General features: G+C 64.1%; 19 protein-coding genes. 2 read left to right on the top strand and 17 right to left on the bottom strand.

The genetic code is table 11. The annotated features are described in order from the left end of the window. Positions 1–394: 394 nt before the first annotated feature. The gene (locus ACE37B_RS12090) at positions 395–1,066 is read left to right on the top strand and encodes a hypothetical protein (RefSeq protein WP_409923565.1); all 672 of its coding nucleotides are present in this window, start codon (positions 395–397) and stop codon (positions 1,064–1,066) included. A 958-nt stretch (positions 1,067–2,024) separates the two neighbouring features. On the opposite strand, the gene ACE37B_RS12085 is transcribed toward ACE37B_RS12090, so the two are convergent. The 13 genes from ACE37B_RS12085 to ACE37B_RS12025 are packed head-to-tail and all read right to left on the bottom strand — an operon-like array spanning position 2,025 to position 11,803. Then, positions 2,025–2,297, bottom strand: a complete 273-nt coding sequence (locus ACE37B_RS12085) for a hypothetical protein (RefSeq protein WP_409923564.1) — start codon at positions 2,295–2,297, stop codon at positions 2,025–2,027. 42 nt (positions 2,298–2,339) lie between these two features. Beyond that, entirely contained in the window at positions 2,340–3,092 is a 753-nt protein-coding gene (locus tag ACE37B_RS12080) for a DUF1971 domain-containing protein (protein ID WP_409923563.1), read from the bottom strand. A gap of 32 nt (positions 3,093–3,124) precedes the next feature. Continuing rightward, on the bottom strand, positions 3,125–3,559 hold the full coding sequence (locus ACE37B_RS12075; protein ID WP_409923562.1) for a pyridoxamine 5'-phosphate oxidase family protein: 435 nt from the start codon (positions 3,557–3,559) through the stop codon (positions 3,125–3,127). After that, complete coding sequence (locus ACE37B_RS12070; RefSeq protein WP_409923561.1) at positions 3,556–4,635, bottom strand: tellurite resistance/C4-dicarboxylate transporter family protein; 1,080 nt, start codon at positions 4,633–4,635, stop codon at positions 3,556–3,558. Before ACE37B_RS12070 ends, ACE37B_RS12075 begins: the two co-directional genes overlap by 4 nt. Continuing rightward, positions 4,632–4,835 (bottom strand): DUF6755 family protein, encoded by a 204-nt coding sequence (locus ACE37B_RS12065; protein ID WP_409923560.1) that lies wholly within the window; start codon positions 4,833–4,835, stop codon positions 4,632–4,634. The genes ACE37B_RS12070 and ACE37B_RS12065 overlap by 4 nt, the downstream gene beginning before the upstream one ends. Continuing rightward, the gene (locus tag ACE37B_RS12060) at positions 4,832–5,380 is read right to left on the bottom strand and encodes a ubiquinol-cytochrome c reductase iron-sulfur subunit (RefSeq protein ID WP_409923559.1); all 549 of its coding nucleotides are present in this window, start codon (positions 5,378–5,380) and stop codon (positions 4,832–4,834) included. Before ACE37B_RS12060 ends, ACE37B_RS12065 begins: the two co-directional genes overlap by 4 nt. Beyond that, entirely contained in the window at positions 5,377–6,024 is a 648-nt protein-coding gene (locus tag ACE37B_RS12055; RefSeq protein ID WP_409923558.1) for a 4Fe-4S dicluster domain-containing protein, read from the bottom strand. Before ACE37B_RS12055 ends, ACE37B_RS12060 begins: the two co-directional genes overlap by 4 nt. Continuing rightward, the gene (locus ACE37B_RS12050; RefSeq protein WP_409923557.1) at positions 6,021–8,264 is read right to left on the bottom strand and encodes a molybdopterin oxidoreductase family protein; all 2,244 of its coding nucleotides are present in this window, start codon (positions 8,262–8,264) and stop codon (positions 6,021–6,023) included. The genes ACE37B_RS12055 and ACE37B_RS12050 overlap by 4 nt, the downstream gene beginning before the upstream one ends. Beyond that, the gene (locus tag ACE37B_RS12045) at positions 8,264–9,340 is read right to left on the bottom strand and encodes an MFS transporter (RefSeq protein WP_409923556.1); all 1,077 of its coding nucleotides are present in this window, start codon (positions 9,338–9,340) and stop codon (positions 8,264–8,266) included. The genes ACE37B_RS12050 and ACE37B_RS12045 overlap by 1 nt, the downstream gene beginning before the upstream one ends. Beyond that, a complete protein-coding gene (locus ACE37B_RS12040) occupies positions 9,330–9,836 on the bottom strand; it encodes a group III truncated hemoglobin (protein ID WP_409923555.1) in 507 nt (168 codons plus the stop codon). Before ACE37B_RS12040 ends, ACE37B_RS12045 begins: the two co-directional genes overlap by 11 nt. Further along, positions 9,833–10,543 carry an iron-sulfur cluster repair di-iron protein gene (gene ric / locus ACE37B_RS12035; RefSeq protein WP_409923554.1) on the bottom strand — a complete coding sequence of 237 codons (711 nt, stop codon included), beginning with the start codon at positions 10,541–10,543 and terminating at the stop codon, positions 9,833–9,835. Before ric ends, ACE37B_RS12040 begins: the two co-directional genes overlap by 4 nt. A 31-nt stretch (positions 10,544–10,574) precedes the next feature. Continuing rightward, complete coding sequence (locus ACE37B_RS12030) at positions 10,575–11,360, bottom strand: YwiC-like family protein (protein ID WP_409923553.1); 786 nt, start codon at positions 11,358–11,360, stop codon at positions 10,575–10,577. 38 nt (positions 11,361–11,398) lie between these two features. Next, a complete protein-coding gene (locus ACE37B_RS12025) occupies positions 11,399–11,803 on the bottom strand; it encodes an RrF2 family transcriptional regulator (protein ID WP_409923552.1) in 405 nt (134 codons plus the stop codon). 92 nt (positions 11,804–11,895) lie between these two features. On the opposite strand from ACE37B_RS12025, the gene ACE37B_RS12020 reads away from it, so the two are divergent. After that, complete coding sequence (locus ACE37B_RS12020; RefSeq protein WP_409923551.1) at positions 11,896–12,390, top strand: YbaN family protein; 495 nt, start codon at positions 11,896–11,898, stop codon at positions 12,388–12,390. Positions 12,391–12,515: 125 nt separating this feature from the next. Here ACE37B_RS12020 and ACE37B_RS12015 read toward each other — a convergent pair whose 3' ends face one another. The 4 genes from ACE37B_RS12015 to ACE37B_RS12000 form a co-directional block, all read right to left on the bottom strand. Further along, positions 12,516–12,890, bottom strand: a complete 375-nt coding sequence (locus tag ACE37B_RS12015) for a limonene-1,2-epoxide hydrolase family protein (protein ID WP_409923550.1) — start codon at positions 12,888–12,890, stop codon at positions 12,516–12,518. 78 nt (positions 12,891–12,968) lie between these two features. Continuing rightward, positions 12,969–14,165, bottom strand: a complete 1,197-nt coding sequence (locus tag ACE37B_RS12010; protein ID WP_409923549.1) for an acyl-CoA dehydrogenase family protein — start codon at positions 14,163–14,165, stop codon at positions 12,969–12,971. A 55-nt stretch (positions 14,166–14,220) separates the two neighbouring features. Next, complete coding sequence (locus ACE37B_RS12005; protein ID WP_409923548.1) at positions 14,221–14,676, bottom strand: pyridoxamine 5'-phosphate oxidase family protein; 456 nt, start codon at positions 14,674–14,676, stop codon at positions 14,221–14,223. A gap of 46 nt (positions 14,677–14,722) precedes the next feature. Continuing rightward, the gene (locus tag ACE37B_RS12000) at positions 14,723–16,048 is read right to left on the bottom strand and encodes a plastocyanin/azurin family copper-binding protein (protein ID WP_409923547.1); all 1,326 of its coding nucleotides are present in this window, start codon (positions 16,046–16,048) and stop codon (positions 14,723–14,725) included. Between the last annotated feature and the right edge of the window lie 363 nt (positions 16,049–16,411).

The following is a 16,411-nucleotide window of genomic DNA, read 5'->3' as shown; positions in this document are numbered from 1 at the left end:
CGAATTTGGCTACCACAGGATCGGCAAACGGCGGCCGAACCACTCGATGCAAACGCCCCATTGCCGACTAACGACCCGCTCTTGAACGCCTCTTGTCATGGTTGACGTGATTCGAGGGCCAGGCCAGTCTTTGGATCGGGGTCTCGGATGGTTCGCCCGTTCATCGGCTGCCCACCTCGGAACACGTGAGGTGTGGCTCACAAGCGGTATGCGACCGATGTCTCGGACGGGTTTGATGCACGTTTTGGTGGCGTCGAAGGAGCGCGGTTCCACGTCGACCGAATGTTCGGGGAGCGAACCGCAACAACGCTCGTTTCTCGCACGAGCCATCTGGTGTGCGCGCCACCGCAGGGTGGTCACCTGCCGGCCCATCGACGTCGGCAAGACTGTGGCCGTGGCCATCGTCGTGATCAGCGTGCTCGTGCTCGCGAGCCTCGTGCTCGCCGTGGTGGCCGTCATCCGCAACTCTCGGCAGTCGAAGCGTCACGACGCCGAACTCGCCGCCTGGTCGAGAGCTCACGGATTCCGATACGAGCGCGGTCCGAGCCCGCTGCCCGAACTCGATCTGTCGCTGCTCGAGATCCGCTACGGCCAACGCTTCATCGAACACCGTCTCTGGCCGGATGTGGGGCCCGACCACGGCTTCCAGCTGCGTGGTCGCGGTGCGGGCAACATGCCGGACGCGGTCTTCACCTGCGCACTCGCCGTGATGCCGTCATCGACGCCGCATCTCGTCATCGAGTCGACCTTCGGGCTGGCGAACGTCGGCGAACGCTTGGGGCTCAGATCGTCGCACGTGCGGATCGCAGCGCTCGACGAGGTCGGACTTGGCGAGGTCTATCGCGTGAGCTCGAACGACGAGAGCTTCGCTCGCACGATCGTCGGCCGCAACGTGGCCACCTGGCTCGGAACCCATCGCGAATCGTTCCGCTCGCTGCGCATTGGCTTCGAGCTCCGTGCCGACCACCTCCTGGTCCGGACCCGCCCGCTTACCCCACAGCAGTCGCTCGAGGTGTTGACGACCGCCCGCGAGCTCCGGACGCTCGTGTTCGGTCACGCCGGCTGACGAACGACGACTGGCGCTTCGGCGCCGAGAAGCGGGCAGGCCGGACCATGGCCCCGTTTCGAGAGACACAGCTACCCAGCGTCGGGTCGAGTACGACTTCATCACCGATCATGGTCGCGAGGTGGAGCCGCACCATCAAGACGGACGCCGCGGCATCGTGTGCGACGCTGACGGTCCCGAGCGGTGCTGGTTGAAACACCCTGTCCGGCGACGACCAAGCGCCTCGTCTGGGCTTCAAGGCAGGCGAGGTTTCCGAACCAGACTGAAGTCGACGACATCGGCACGCATATCGCCGAGTCCACTCACCCGCCGCTGACCTTTCCGAACGGCACTTCTTCCGCACTCCCACCCGACCCATAATCGCGGTCCGCACCTCTGGGTCGACGGTCGCCACATGGCCAGCAGGAACATCAGCTTTCTCGCCTGAGTACACCGCACGGTCCCTGAGGCGGCAGCTGCTGAGGAGCAGGAAGTTTCTGCGGCCAGCGTGAGTCGAATCGGCGATCCCGCCCCGATTTCACAAGCGGGCTAGGCACGAGCAAGGAACGAAGGTGAGCACCTGCAGTGACAAAACAGCCTCTGTTCGGGTGCTATATGGAGCGGATGACGGGAATCGAACCCGCGTTCTCAGCTTGGGAAGCGCTTCGACGCTGATCGCATCGTCCCTGCGTGTGGGGTGTTTCGCCAGGTCAGGTGTAGTTCTTGAGGCGTCGGTTCCTGTGCGCTGTTGCGCCGTATTGCGCCCTGTTGCGTGTTGTTCTAGGCACGAATTAGGCACGCCGACGGTGTGTTCATTCTGTGGTCAGCGAGGCGATGAAGTCGATCGTCTGCCGGCTCGGATGTGGGTCAAGGGCAGCCGTCAGACGTGCGCCCTACGGACGCTGATGCCAGGGGGTTGCGATCTCGCCTCGAGCGACTTGCCGATTGGCTTGCAGCGTTCGAGCCGTCGGGGTGGTAGTCAGGGTTGGGGTTCGTGTTCGCTACAGAGCTGAGCGCTTGCGGCGTGTGCTTGTCCCATGGTGACCTCGCCGTTGGGTGCGATGTCGAGGGTGTGGCCAACGGTGGTGATCGTGGCGAGCAAGTCGGCTTCGTCGAGGTCGTGGTTGATGGCGATGCAGCCCTTGTCGATGTGTGGGGCGGCGCTGTGGACGCCCGGGGTCGCGCGGATGGTGTCGATGACTTGGTTGAAACAGTTCGGACAGTTGACGTCGGCGGTGACGTAGGTGAGCACAGGTGGTCTCCTTTGGGAGCGGTGGAGCGCGGGTCGGGTGGCCTAGCGGTGCGCGGCGGGCTTCCAGGTTCCTTTGCCCAGGAATCGTTGGGCCATCGCCCATGCCATTCCGGTTGCCTTCTTCTTGGCGTGTTCGGCGTGGGGGCCGGTCCATCCGTCATCGATGGTGTTGTTGAAGATGTCGAGCCAGCGATCGAACACTTCGGGGGTGAACGGATCGGTGTCGTGCAGTGTTCGGTGCGCTTCGATGACGTCGATCTGGTAGCCGGGTGCGTAGAGCAGGACGTGGCACCAGTAGTCGGCGACAGATTCGATATGGCCTTGCCAGTCAATGAACCCGGGCGCGAAATTGAAGTACGGCTCGAGGAGCTCGTCTTGCACCACATCGACGTACTGGCGGGTGACCATCTCAAGGATCTGATCGGTGCTGTCGAGATCTTGTCCGCTGTGTTCCCAGGGTCCGGAGCGTTGCGGTGGGCTGGGCGCAATGGTGCCGGGGATCATCGGTGCGTCGGGCGTTCGATAGAACTGAATAAAGAATGTTGCGTCCGTCGCTGGCTCGACGCGGTGCTCAACGTTCGGCTCGATCACTGCTGAATCACCCGCTCCGAGGCTGATGTCGCGCGGATCGTTGCTGTGGAGGTCGGTGTAGCGGACGGTGCCGGACTGGACAAACAGTTGCGCCCAGACGGTCGTGCGGTGCGACTCGGCGAGTTGATCGGGCAAGGTTTCGAAGTCGAACAGCGGTGTCCGTCTGGCTTCAAGGAGTTCCTGGGGCAGTGTGGGTTCGATCATTGGGTTCAGTCAATGTAACGAGTCGTGCGCTGCTATGCGGTTGTTCCGGTGGCGGGGTTGACGGTGAATTGTCGGCCGGTGATGACGTCGGCCTCGAGACGGACATAGGTCGGCTTGTGCCCGACTTGCCAGGTCTGGATCTCGATGTCGAACGCTTCGATCATGTCCTGGTGATGCTTGATCAGTTTGGGTGTGCCGCGCAGAACCACGCTCCACGCCGTGCCCTCGTAGAAGTCAAAGCCATCTGCTTCGAAGGCTGCGCTGCGCTGCTGATCGGCGAGGGAGAGTTTGGTTCCGGTGGCGGTCTTGAACACGATGCTGCCGTGATCGACAATGAAGTTGATCGGGAAGATCTCGATCTCGTCGTTAGCACCGTGCATCGCGATGCGTCCGACCGGGGTGGTGCGGAGCAGCGCCCAGCACGCTGCGGCAGAGAGTTCCTCGACGGCTGGTTCTTGCTCGGTCATGGGTCGTTGCTTCGCCGCGTGAGCAGGCTGGTGATGCCTTGGTGGCCGAGGCCGATGGCGGTTGCCGACCATGCGACGATCGCTCCGGCGAGTGCGAGCTTCGGGAGCACTTCGAGCGATTCGAGGTCGATGGCGGCGCGCATGCGGTAGGTGGCTGCGCTGTACATGCCGATGGGGAAGACGAGTGACCAGTACGACGGGTGGTAGCGCAGCGGGACGCGCCGCACGCCGTGTCGCCAGACGCCGATGGCGATCATCAGTGGGAACCAGAACGTGGCGGTCGCCCAGGCGAGCACGGTCATTCCTTCGACGAAGCCGGCGAGGCGGGTGAGACGTTCGGAGTCCGGAGCTGCGATGAGCAGGTTGGAGCCGGCGAGCACGGTGATCGCGACGGCCCCCGCGGCAATCCATGCTGGTGGGTCCACTTCGGTGGGTTCGAGTTCGTGGAACGTCCACCGCAGGAACACCATCGTCATGACGATCAGGTAGAGCACGATGCCGACGAGGAAGGCTGCGAGCAGTGCGAATGCGAGGGTGTCGCTGGGGTGGCGGTCGAAGACGAGGCCGCCGACCACCACGATCGACTGTGTCGAGACGGTGAGGAGGAACCAGGTCCCGTTGATGCCGCCGCCGAGCGCTGGCTTGTTGCCGCGCACGACCGTCGAGATGAGCGTGGCGTAGAGAAAGAACGCCCACAGCCCGAGGCTGACCCACCACAGCACCCACGCAAGAGCCCACCATCCGTGGACGATGGCGGAGGCGCTGGCGAGCACATTCGTTCCGGCGACCGTCGTCAAGAATGCGAAGCCCTTCGTGTGGGTCTGCACGTCCGCGATGAACGCCCGGGGGTAGAGCACGATGCGCAGCGTGAGCATGACGGTCAGAACCGTGTAGCCGGTTGCGGCCACGGCGTACAACGCCTGTGCCAGCCAGTCGATGCTCTGTTGGCTTGCGGCGATGGAGATGATGCCGGTGGCCATCACGAGCGCGAAGTAGCCGGGGAACAGTGTCTTGATCGGCGACACCGATGCCTCAGTGGCGGGTGCAGCCAACGAAGCTCCGGCCGCGGTGCTCATGTCCGCAGGTAGCGCAGGAAGGCAATCGCGGCGCCGGCCATCACGACTGACACCGTCGCCGATGACCAGGCAAGTGTTTCGCTGTCGTCGGCGAACGCCTCGACGGCGATCGTGAGCAGGAAGATCTGGAACGACACGAGGATGATGACATAAACCAGTACCGACGACGACGTGCGGTTTCCTGAATCTGAGAGCCTCATGACCGCTCGACCACCCCGAGCGCCCAGACCATCCCGTCGTCGCGGATCTCGACGTCGATCTTGCCGAGTGGCCGCGTGGGCGGCCCGGAGATGACGGCGCCGGTCGCTGCTTCGAAGTTCCCTTCATGGCACGGGCAATGCCAGCGGTCTTCTTCGGCTTCGAAGTAGACGACGCAGCCGAGGTGGGTGCACTTCTGGCTGAATGCCACGACTTCGTCGTCGGACACGCGCAGCAGGATCGCCGGCTCGGCGTCGGTCGGATACCGGAACAGGTGCGTGTCAGCAACAGCGAGGCTGTCGAGCGCAATCAGCGCACGTGGCTCGCCGACGTTGATGGAGCGGAGTTGTGTCCAGGCGGCGAGGCCGACGTTGGCGACCGCCATCGAGCTGGCTCCCAGCACGAGGTAGCGGGCGAACTCTCGGCGCGTCACCTCTTCCTCACTCGCTGCTTGATATGGGAAGTCACGCTTCCAGGTCGGTGTGATCTCGACGGGCGTCTCGTGGTTCTGTGCCGTCGTGTCGTTGTCTGTCTTGTGGGTCGTCATGGCATCACCGGCTGGTTCGTGTCGGCGATCGCGAACGGGTCGTCGAGCCAGGTTTGTGTCGTTGCGCCGGCGACGTCGAGGGGCCCGGCGGCGTGGTCGTCGACGACGGTGTAGGTCTTGGTGCGTACCTCTTGGTTGCCGAAGAAGAAGTCACGCAGCAGCGATCCGCTGCGCTTGTTGTTGAACTCTTCGATGGTGCCGTACCAGAGCGCTTCGCTCGGGCAGACCGAAGCACACATCGGCGGGTTGCCTGCAGAGGTGCGGTCGACGCACATGTCGCACTTCATCATCTGGTCGAACTCGGCTTTGTACTTGGGGACGCCGAACGGACAGGCGATCACACAGTTCGAGCAGCCGATGCAGCGTGGCTTCAACGCCGATTGCACGATGCCGTCCTCGTTCTGCTTGATCGCGTCGGCCGGGCATACCTGCGCACATGTCGGGTCCTCGCAGTGCATGCAGACCATCGGCGCTGTCTGCGTGGTGGTGCCACGGTCGAGATGGTCGAGGTGGATCAGCGATTGCCCGCGGTGGGTGCCGCATTCCATGCACGCCTGGACACATGCTTCGCAGCCGATGCAACGGCTCTGGTCGATGACGAAGATTGGCGAGTCGTCGATGCCGTACTTGCTGGTGATGGTCATCGGGACTGTCCTTCTGTTGAAGCTGGCCCTCTTCGAGCCTGGTCAATGGTGACCGCTTGTTCTGTTCCTGCTCGTTCGACGCGTACGGCCGACACTTTGAACTCGGGCATCTTCGACACGGGGTCGACGGCGCGGTTGGTGAGCTGGTTGGCGGCCTTGCTTCCGGGCCAGTGGTACGGGATGAACACGGTGTCGGGTCGGATCGTGGTGACAACCTGCGCCGGCAGAGTGATTGCGCCGCGCCGGGAGCTGACCGTGACCAGTTCGCCGTCGGCCACACCGACCTGCTCGGCGAGCACCGGATGGATCTCGCAGAGCGGTTCGGGGTACTGCTCGACCAGCCCAGCGATCCGTCGGGTCTGGGTGCCGGAGAGGTACTGGCTGACGACGCGGCCGGTCGTCATCCACACCGGGTACTCGTCGTCGACGACTTCGGCCGATTCGCGGAACGGGACTCCGTGGAAGCGGGCCTTGCCGTCGGGGTGGAAGAACTTGCCGCCCTCGTACAGCCGGGGGGTCCCTGGGTGGCCTTCCTCGGGGACGGGCCAGAACAGTCCCATCTCTGTTTCGATGCGGTCCCATGTGGCCCCGGAGTAGTCGGCGGTGCCGCCTTTGGATGCGAGTCGGAGTTCTTCGAAGATCTGCTCGGTGTTGTCGTAGCCGAAGTACTTGCTCGCGTCGAGGCGTTCGGCGAGGTCGCACAGGATCTCCCAGTCGCGGCGTGCTTCGCCGGGCGGGTCGACGGCCGGGTTGATCTTGATGATTCGGCCCTCACCGCTGGTGCTCGTGCCTTCGTCCTCTTCGTGCAGTGAGCCGGGCAGGACGATGTCGGCGTGGTGTGCCGACTCGGACAGGAAGAAGTCGATGACGCCGTAGTACTCCAGTTTGTCGAGCGCCTCGGCGGTGAAGTTCGAGTCGGGCGACGAGACCATCGGGTTGAAGCAGATCGACAACAGTCCTTTGATCTCGCCGGCATGGATTGCTTCGATGATCTCCAACGCGGGGATACCGGCGTCGGGGATCTCGGACTCGTCGCAGCCCCACACCGCAGCGGTGTGCGCACGGTGTTCGGGATTGCGGATGTCGCGGTTGCCCGGCAACTGATCACACTTGTGGCCATGCTCGCGTCCGCCCTGGCCGTTGCCCTGCCCGGTGATCGTGCTGACACCGCAGCCGGGCTTGCCGAACTTGCCGGTAGCGAGGCCGATGTTGATCGCCGAGAGGACGTTTTCGGTGCCCTTTGACTGCTGCTCGATCCCGCGGGCGTGGAGCAGCATGCCGGTGGCCGATGTTCCCCAGATCTCGGCAGCTTCTTCGATCCGTGCCGCAGGGACACCGGTGACACCGGCCGCCCATTGCGAGGTCATGTCAGCAGCGGCGGCTGCTGCGTGGTCGAAGTCAACGGTGTGGGCGTCGATGAAGTCGTGGTCGAGCCAGTCGTTGCGGATCAACGTGTTGAGCACGGCGCCGAACAGTGCTGAGTCGGTGCCGGGACGAACTCCGAGGAACACGTGCCCGGTACGTGCCAATGGCACAACCCGCGGGTCCTGCACGATGAGCTTCGCGCCACGGTCGCGGGCTCGCCAGATGTAGCTCGTGGTGATCGGGAACGTTTCCGCGACGTTGGAACCGGCAACCCAGACGACATCAGCGAGGGGGATGTCGCTCCACGGGTTCGAGTTGCGGTCGACGCCGAACGCCTTCTTGTTCGCCGCACCGGCCGACACCATGCAATACCGGCCGTTGTAATCAAGGTTCGCAGTCCGGAGCGCGAGGCGAGCGAACTTGCCGATCAGATAGCTCTTCTCGTTCGTCAGCGACACACCGGACAACATCGCGAACGCGTCGTTGCCGTGCTCGGCCTGGATCCGCTTGATCTCGGCCACCGTGCGGTCGAGCGCCTGGTCCCAGGTGATGCGACGGAACCCGTCAGGCGATGACGGGTCGCGTTCCATCGGGTGCAGCAAGCGGTCGGGATGGCTGCCCTGGAGGTAGCGCTTGACGCCCTTCGGGCAGAGCTTGCCTTCGTTGAACGGGAACTCGTACCACGGTTCGAACCCCACGACTTCGTTGTCGTGGACCTTCAACTGGATGCCGCACTGCTGACCGCAGAAACAGCAGTGCGTCTTGACCGTCTTGTCGACCTCGAGCCCAGCGCTCCATCCGCCGGGAGGCTCCGCGTTGAGATGTGGGCCGTAGCGGGCGATCAGTTCGTCGTCGGTGAGTGGTTGTTGAGCCATCAGCCGAATCCCTTCACTCGTGTGGATTGCGCCAAGGCGACCTTGGCTCGTCGGCATCGCGGGCAGGTGTGCTGGTAGTTGCCCGACCCATCACCGTCAGCGCTGCCTTGCAGGGAGTAGTCGAAGCCGACCTGGGGGAGGACCTCGATGAGGTCGGCGACCTGTTGTGCGCTGGCGAACTCGTCGCCGCACCGGGTGCACACTGCGGGGGCGCCTTCGAGGTTGGCCCGTTTGTAGTATTCGACGCCGAGGTTGCCGGGGCGTTGGAAGATGTGGAACAGCTTGCCGAACGGGATGTACATCAACCCCAACACCACCGTCAGCGCGTGGATCGTGTTGAGCGCCGAGTAGAAGCGACCTTCGAGCCAGATGCTCGACACCGTGAGGAACAGCCCGGTGACAGACACCGCGAACAACCCGGCGAGCGCGAGGAAGTCGCCGCTGCGCTCGACAGCGAGGGCGCCGGGGTCGCGGAGGCGACGGCGCAGGAAGATGAACACGCCTGCGAGTACGAGGACTGCGGCGATGTCGAGGCCGTGGAAGATGATCCAGCCGATGATGCTGTCGGCGTCGAAGTGCAGCGTGCCGACCCGCGACGCATAGATCTGGTAGCGGTCGGCCTGCTGGCCGACACTCTCGAAGTGCAGGAGCCCCATCGTCAGCGGGAACGTGATCAGTGCCGCGAGGATGCATCCCCAGAAGATCAGCTGGTGCGCAATCCAGCGTGCGGTGGAACGTCGCCGGATGAACCCCTGGGCAAGCAGATTGGTCGCGACAAGTGACGGCAGTGCAGCGGCGTTCTTGGCTTTGCGTTGCTTGAACGCATCCCACCCACGCTTGTTCAGCATCGCGGTCGGGGGCCGTTTGATCCACACCGTGTATCGGTAGATCACGCCGAAGACCATGAAGATCATGCCGAACAGGTAGCCGACGAGCGCTGCGTCGAACCAGACCAGCCCGTCGCTGCCGATGAACGTCAATGCGAGGAGGACGGCGACGCCGAGCAGGCCCCAGATCGTGCCACGACGATCCAGACCGGCCCGGCTCAGCGACGGGAACTTCTGCTCATCGGCCATGCTTGCCACCGTAGGTCGTCGGGGCCGATGCGCAAGGTGCTGCCGGCGAGGTCGCGAAAGTCAGTTCGATCGGTTCGTTCGCCGCGCCGTGCTCGCCGTTCAACAGTTTGCGGAGGGCGGAGGCCATCTTCGTGGCTCGGTGTTTGGCGAGTTCGGCGATGTCTCCGACGAAGTGTTCGTCGACGGTGCTGACGAACAGGTCGAGCCAACGTTCGTAGTGCGCATCAGCAAAGGGAGTGCGCGCTTGCACCGGTTCGTGGGCGCGCAGCGGTTGGCCGGTGTAGCCCCGTTCGCCCAGGAGTTGCCATGCCCAGAAGTCGGTCAAAGTCGCCACGTGGTCGTCCCATGCGACGTGCGCCGCTGCGAAGATCGGGCCGAGCAGTTCGTCCATGGCGGCATATCGGTAGAACGAGCGAACCAGCAACTCGACGTCGTCGCGGGTGAGTAGGTCACTGCGGTTGGCGAGGTCGTCGTCGGTGAGTGGGTGGACGATCACGACGCGAGCTGTTGTTCGAGCGCGACGACGGCGGGGAACAGCACGTTGTTCTCCTTGTGGACGTGCAGGTGGGTGTCGGCTTCCAGCTCAGCGAGGCCGGTGAACAGCGTGGCGTAGGAGGCGCAGCCGTCGGCGGGCGGCTGGTAGCCGTTGGTGAGCTCGCGCAGTCGGGCGAGGAGTTCGCCGACGGTGTCGTGTTCGGTGAGCATCACCGAGATCGGATTGTTGAGCGACCCGCAGTGAAACGACGGGGCGGTGTTCGCTGCGCTGAGTTCGCGAATCATGGGAAACAGCACGCGTTCCTCTTTGGCGAGGTGCGGTTCCATGTCGGCTCGCAGCGTGCCGTAGCACGCCGCGATGTCGGCCAGTTCCGGGTGTCGATCTCCGTGAACGGTGCGTACTTTGTCAGCGAGGGCCGACAGGCGGGGCATCTCGGCCCACAGGTAGCGGTGGTGGGTGGCTTCGAGGTGATCGACCAGTGCGGCGACGTTCATCGTTGCCCATTCGGGTGGTGTCTCGTCGCTTGAGTTGGCTGTCAGGTCGGTGAGCACGGCGGTGGCATCGAGCTGCAGGTTGTCGCAGGCGTCCTGGAGGGTGGTGGCGCCGCCGCAGCAGTAGTCGAGTCCGTGGGCTTCAAGGACTCTGGCGAGCGATGGGCGTGCGGTGACGATGTCGGCGAGTGTGGATTGTGTGGTGAGCGTGGTCATGGTGCGGTTGCTTTCAGGGGGAGGGTTCGTGTCAGGCGAGGACGCCGACGGCGGTGGCGGCAACGACGGCGAAGCCGGCGGCCATCTGGCGGAGTCCGATGACCTTCACGGGCGGAATGTGTTCGCGTTGAAGCGCAATCGTCTGCGCGGTCGCCAACGCGGCCACGGCCACGGCACCCGCGAGCGCCCGGTTGTCGACGGCGATGGCGGCGAATCCGACCGCTGCGCCAGCGAGTTGGAACAGGATGGTGGTGGCGAGCGGGCTGGATCCGCGCCGCGTTCGGACGATCTGTGCTCGCACGTAGGGAATCGATGCGATGGCGCGAGCGGCGAGGACCATCCACGCTGCGATCGCCAATCGCCAGCTGCCGTCGTCGGCCACGATGATTGCTGCGGCGACGGCGGTGATGCCGCATGCTCCCGCGAGTTCGGGGATCAATCGGCGGCCTCGGCTGCGGATGTCGAACCACAGCTCGACCGCCACGAGGGGTACTGCGACTGCGACCGGCACCAGCCATGTTGCGCCAGCCGCCCACAGCGCTGACAAGCCGAGCAGGCCGAGTGCGGCGAGTTCGATCGCCGCGATGCGCGTGGCGAGGCGAGTGCGGGGCAGTGACCGGTGACGTCGACGATCCACGACGACGAGTTTCAGTGGAGTGCGCACGAGGAAGGCAACGAACGCAGCAGCTCCGATCGCGAGACCCGACCACGAGAACGCCACGAGCAGCCCGAGTAATACGGGCTCGAGGGTGAGCCCCCACCCACCATGCTCGGACGGCACGGCGACCGCCCGCCATGGCGAACGTTCGGACGGCACGCTCTGAGTGGATGCCAATGTGGAGGTCTGCTGGGCGGTCACGCTGTGACCGCCAATGCCCCGACCGACAGCGCGGCAAGCGACGACACCAACTCACTTCTCGCCAGTCCCCATGCGACGTGGAGCGCACAGGGTGCTGTGGCCGCGCACGGTCGATCAGCGACGACGCACCGGCCCGAATCGGTCGGACCGTCGACGGCTTCGACAACATCCAACACATTGAGCTCGTCGATCCCGACCAATGGCTCGTAGCCACCCGTCGGGCCGGGAACCGAATGCACCCAGCCTTCTCGCACCAGCGGGCCCATCACCTGCGGAACAAACCCCGCTGTGGTGTCCAACGCCGCGGCCAGGTCGGCGCTCTTCAACCGTGCCGGGGAACGATGCAGAATCACCAAGGCTCGCACAGCCAGGTCCGCTCGCTGCGTGATCTCTAGTCGCATAGTATGAGACTAATGGATAGTACTGATTGCCGCCAGGGACGAACGTCCCGTGTCAGTCGCGCAGGCTGCAACCGTGGCGAACAGGGACCTGGATGCTGCGGTGTGGGGGTGCCGTCATGACCCGTGAAGCCGAACGGGCAGAGGGAACGGTCGCTTCGTCCGGGACGGAACGAGTCGCAAGGTCATGGCTTGCTCGGAGCATGTGGTTCGGCGCGGGATGGTTCGCAGTCACAGTCGGCGGGATCGGCGTGGTTGTGCCGGGCCTTCCCACGACGGGTTTCATGATCATCGCGGCGGCCTGCTTCGCCCGCTGCAGTCCACGTTTCGAGCAATGGGTCCTCGATCTGCCGGGCGTCGGCCGATCGGTCGCCGACTACCGGTCCGGCCTCGGTATGCCCAAGCGAGCCAAAGTCACCGCCATCGCAATGATGGTCATCGCGATCTCTCTCAGCACCGGACTACTCCTGGACAACATGGCGCTGCGACTCTCGATCATCGGCGCTGGCATCGTCGGAGTCTGGTACATCATCCGACGCGTGCCAACCGCCCCGCCGCGCACTTCCCGCACCGAAGAGGACGCAACGTGAGCGAACCAGAACACCACGAGAAGCCAGTCCACCCGCGTGTGCAAGCGACGCTGCTCATGGTCGGCATCGTCGTGTTCCTTGTCGTGGTTGCCATTCTCGACGTCCGCTAGCCGATCGGAAGTCGGTCAGCTCATCGCTGTCGTGAATGTTGCCAAGTCGAAGTAGTCGCGCCAGACCTTGATCTTGCCGTTCTCCATCTCGAACACGCCGGTGCAGGGCAGGTCGACTGTCTTGTCGCCTGCTTCGGTCCGGTCGAGTCGCTCGGCGATGACCACGTCGCCGAACCCGACGATGTTGAGTAAATCCCACTGTGTTGCTGTCCAATCGGCGGTGAACGCAGCGATCATCGAGCGCACGTTGTCGCGGCCGACGACCGGGCCCACCGGCATGTTGTGGTAGCTGCCGTCGTCGGTGAAGTAGCTCGAGAGTTCATCGGGGTCGAGTCGCGACCAGGCTGCGACAAATTCGGTGATCGTTGCCACGTTGGATTCAGTCGTCATAGGGAGTCCCTTGGTTGCCCGTGATGATGTCACCTCAGCCGTTGGACGGCCTGACCGGACAGACGCCAGTGCGCCGCCTCATGTTGAGTGCCGGCGAAGGATCCGACGACCGAGGCTGGTCTTGTGGACCTCATCGGCGCCGTCGTAGATGCGAGCGGCTCGTTCGTGGCGGTACCAGTAGGCGAGCACGGTGTCGTCGGTGACGCCGAGAGCCCCGTGGACCTGGATGGCGGTGTCGACGGCCTTGAGCATCGTGTTCGCCACCGTGAACTTGATGGCTGAGATCTCGTCTCGCGCGGCCTTGGCTCCGTGCTGGTCGATCGACCAGGCGGCGTGCAGGGTGAGGAGTCGGGCGGAGCGGATCTCAGCGTCGAGTTCAGCTGCCCAGTGCTGGATCACTTGGCGGTCGGCGAGGGTCGCTCCGTTCGGGTCGATCGTGCGCTGGTTGGCTCGTTCGCACATCATCTCGAAGGCCCGTTCGGCGATGCCGAGCCAGCGCATGCAGTGATGGATGCGGCCGGGACCGAGCCGGTCCTGGGCGATGACGAAGCCGCCACCTTCAGGGCCGAGCAGGTTCGTCTTGGGGACTCGGCATGACTGGTAGGACACCTCACCGTGGCTGGCGTGTCCTGACCCTGCGTGGCCCATGACGCTCACGTTGCGAACGAGTTCGAAGCCGGGGGTGTCGGTCGGGACGATGATCATGCTCGTGCGCTGATGTGGTGGCGCGTCGGGATCGGTGACGGCCATGACGATCGCGAACGCGGCGCCGTCGGCTGACGAGGTAAACCACTTCTGGCCGTTGATCACGTAGTCGTCACCATCGGTCACCGCTGTCGTTTCCAGCAGGAGGGGGTTTGACCCGGCGGTTTCGGGTTCGGTCATCGAGAAGCAGCTCCGGATCTCGCCGTCGATGAGCGGTCGCAGCCACCGGTCCTGCTGCTCTGGCGTTCCGTACTGATGCAAGACTTCGACGTTTCCGGCGTCGGGCGCCTGGGTGCCGAAGACGTTCATGCCGAGCGGGCTGCGGCCGACTGCTTCGGCGAACAGGCCGTGGTCGACCATCGACAGGCCGAGGCCGCCGAACTCGACCGGGTGGTTTGGCGCCCACAAGCCCATCTGCTTCACCTTGACCTGGGCCGCGGCAACGGCGCGTTCGAGTTGCACAGGGTCACCGTGCAGCATCTCGCCTTCGAGCGGGATGACCTCACGATCCATGAACTCGCGGATCATCGCGAGTCGAACCGTCATCTCTTCCGAGACGTTGAAATCCATGTGGCCCTCTTTCAAGTGTTCGAACGTGATTCGTGCCGCTCCGGCATCGAGTTCCCTATGGCTCGATCCGTCGGCGCACGGTGAAACGGCGGCCGGTGATCATGGGGTTCGTGATGCGCACGAAGAACGGTTTGCGGTCGTGCTGCCATGCCTCCAACTCGCCATCGCGAAGTTCGAGGATCTCCGCCGGATCGGTGACCTGAACTGTCGTGCCCTTGACGACCACGCTCCACGCCGTGCGTTCGTACCAGTCGAAGTGGTCTGCTTCGAAGGCAACAATCGGTTCGACTTGGATGCTGCTGAGCTTCGTGCCCGCAGCGGTACAGAACAACACGGTGCCGTCGTCGATGACGAAGTTGACGGGAAAGACGTCGACACCGCCGTCCGAGAGTCGAACCGCGAGCCGACCGACCTCGACGCTGCGCAAGAGGCGGAGACACTCGACCTCGCCGAGGTGTTCGGGCGGGGGTGGCTCCTCTCGGCGGCCAGTTGGTTTGGTCGGAATCTCCATGGGTCAGGAGCTCACGTCGACCACTGCGCGCAATCGGGGTGTCGGATCATGCGGTGACCTCGACTTGGGCCTTCATCCATGGATGCGGGGTGCAGTGATAGTCGAACGTGCCCTCCTCGTCGAAGGTGTACTCGAAGCTCTCGCCAGGCTGTACCTGATCGGAGTCGAAGAGGCCGTCAGGGGTTGCAGTGGTTCCGTTCGAGGTGCCCGATGTGATGGTGTGGAAGACCGAGTCGTTGTTGATCCACGTGACCGTGGTGCCGACAGCGACAGAGAGAACGGCAGGCGTGTATGCCGTTGCGGCGTTGGCTGGGTCGTAGGCGCCGGCCGGCATGTTGACCGTGTTCGGGTCCCCGACAGCGGCGACAACGGGCTCGCTTTCGGCTGCGGCGCTCAGCCCGTCGTCACCAACGGAGAAGAGTGCGTTTTCTTCGCCGCTGATGACGACCATGCCGATGCAGCCCTTGTAGAAGACGCGGACCAGTGCGTGGTCGACCAGGATCACGGTGCTCGGCACCTGCGCGATGAGTTCGGTCACCGTGCCTCCGCCAGCCACCACGAGTGTTGACTGCGACCCGCGGATCACTCGGTTGACCGGATGCGTTGCCGCCTCGGGGTACACGACGTCCCAGTGCGAGCCGATCGGGTGGAAGTTCGAGGTGAGGTTGAGTCCCTCGTTGACCATGTAGAACCGGGCGCGTTCGCCCACTTCCATCTGGAGCGCGTTGTCGTCGACGAGGGCGTCGGTGCGGCCGTTGAACGTGACGTAGGTCGGATGCTCGAGTTCGAGGCGGTCGCGGTCGAATTCGGCGACACCGTCTTCGTTGGGTTCGCCGAGGTACCACTCGGATTGCATGATGGTCCATTCGTGGTCGACGTCGGGCAGTGGTGTCTCGGGGTCGATGATGAACATTCCGTACATGCCGTGGGCGATGTGTTCGGGAACGTCGCCGAACGCACAGTGGTACATGAACGCACCCGGGTACAGCAGACGGCAGTTGATCGTCGCGCTCTCACCGGGTGGCACTGTCGTCCCTTCCGCTCCGCCTCCTTGGCCGGTCACGGCATGGAAGTCGATGTTGTGCGGGTGCACGTTTCCAGCGAGATTGTTGACGGTGATTCTGGCCAGATCACCGACTCGCGCCCGCAGCGTCGGCCCAGGACTTCCGCAGGAGGTTGCGGCGTCACCGCCGATCCGGAATCCCCACATCAGTGTCGAGACGTTGTTGGTCGGGTCGACCACGCACTCGCCCTCGATGACATCGATCTCGAACTCGACCACGCGCTGGTCGCTGCGCTGAGCGCGTGTCGGGACAGCCGGCGCGTAGGCCATTCGTTCCTCCGCTGCATCCGCCACCTCGAGTTCGTCCAAGCGGGTCAGTGTTGGGACAATGGAGTCGGCTCGATCGTCGAAACTCGGTTCGACGGCCTGCGTGACATTGACAGGCTCGACGTTCCCGGTGCCGCGTTGCTCTTCGAAAAGTGCCGTACCGGGACCGTCGGGCCCATCGGGAGCGCAGGCCACGAGACCGACAGCAGTCGCGCCGCCTCCAATCGCGGTCAGAAAGCGACGACGATCAACGCCGTGAGATTTGCCGGATGCTGAAGTCGTCGTCATGTCATGCCTTCTTTGGGTTGCCACGTGTTCTTCACTGTCTGCGGACCGAGCGGGGCTCGATCGAGTACTGGTTCGCGACGATGAACTCCTCCGATCGCAGACGTGGGATGGACCCGC

Source organism: Ilumatobacter sp. (genome assembly GCF_046290335.1).
Lineage (GTDB): Bacteria > Actinomycetota > Acidimicrobiia > Acidimicrobiales > Ilumatobacteraceae > Ilumatobacter_A.
This window is presented reverse-complemented; position numbering and strand designations above follow the sequence as displayed.

Bases quoted from the DNA above. Each gene is read 5' to 3' on its own strand.
- ACE37B_RS12080 (WP_409923563.1), bottom strand. From the start codon at position 3,092: ATGATCGAACCCACACTGCCCCAGGAACTCCTTGAAGCCAGACGGACA.
- ACE37B_RS12075 (WP_409923562.1), bottom strand. From the start codon at position 3,559: ATGACCGAGCAAGAACCAGCCGTCGAGGAACTCTCTGCCGCAGCGTGC.
- ACE37B_RS12070 (WP_409923561.1), bottom strand. From the start codon at position 4,635: ATGAGCACCGCGGCCGGAGCTTCGTTGGCTGCACCCGCCACTGAGGCA.
- ACE37B_RS12065 (WP_409923560.1), bottom strand. From the start codon at position 4,835: ATGAGGCTCTCAGATTCAGGAAACCGCACGTCGTCGTCGGTACTGGTT.
- ACE37B_RS12060 (WP_409923559.1), bottom strand. From the start codon at position 5,380: ATGACGACCCACAAGACAGACAACGACACGACGGCACAGAACCACGAG.
- ACE37B_RS12055 (WP_409923558.1), bottom strand. From the start codon at position 6,024: ATGACCATCACCAGCAAGTACGGCATCGACGACTCGCCAATCTTCGTC.
- ACE37B_RS12050 (WP_409923557.1), bottom strand. From the start codon at position 8,264: ATGGCTCAACAACCACTCACCGACGACGAACTGATCGCCCGCTACGGC.
- ACE37B_RS12045 (WP_409923556.1), bottom strand. From the start codon at position 9,340: ATGGCCGATGAGCAGAAGTTCCCGTCGCTGAGCCGGGCCGGTCTGGAT.
- ric (WP_409923554.1), bottom strand. From the start codon at position 10,543: ATGACCACGCTCACCACACAATCCACACTCGCCGACATCGTCACCGCA.
- ACE37B_RS12025 (WP_409923552.1), bottom strand. From the start codon at position 11,803: ATGCGACTAGAGATCACGCAGCGAGCGGACCTGGCTGTGCGAGCCTTG.
- ACE37B_RS12020 (WP_409923551.1), top strand. From the start codon at position 11,896: ATGCTGCGGTGTGGGGGTGCCGTCATGACCCGTGAAGCCGAACGGGCA.
- ACE37B_RS12015 (WP_409923550.1), bottom strand. From the start codon at position 12,890: ATGACGACTGAATCCAACGTGGCAACGATCACCGAATTTGTCGCAGCC.
- ACE37B_RS12010 (WP_409923549.1), bottom strand. From the start codon at position 14,165: ATGGATTTCAACGTCTCGGAAGAGATGACGGTTCGACTCGCGATGATC.
- ACE37B_RS12005 (WP_409923548.1), bottom strand. From the start codon at position 14,676: ATGGAGATTCCGACCAAACCAACTGGCCGCCGAGAGGAGCCACCCCCG.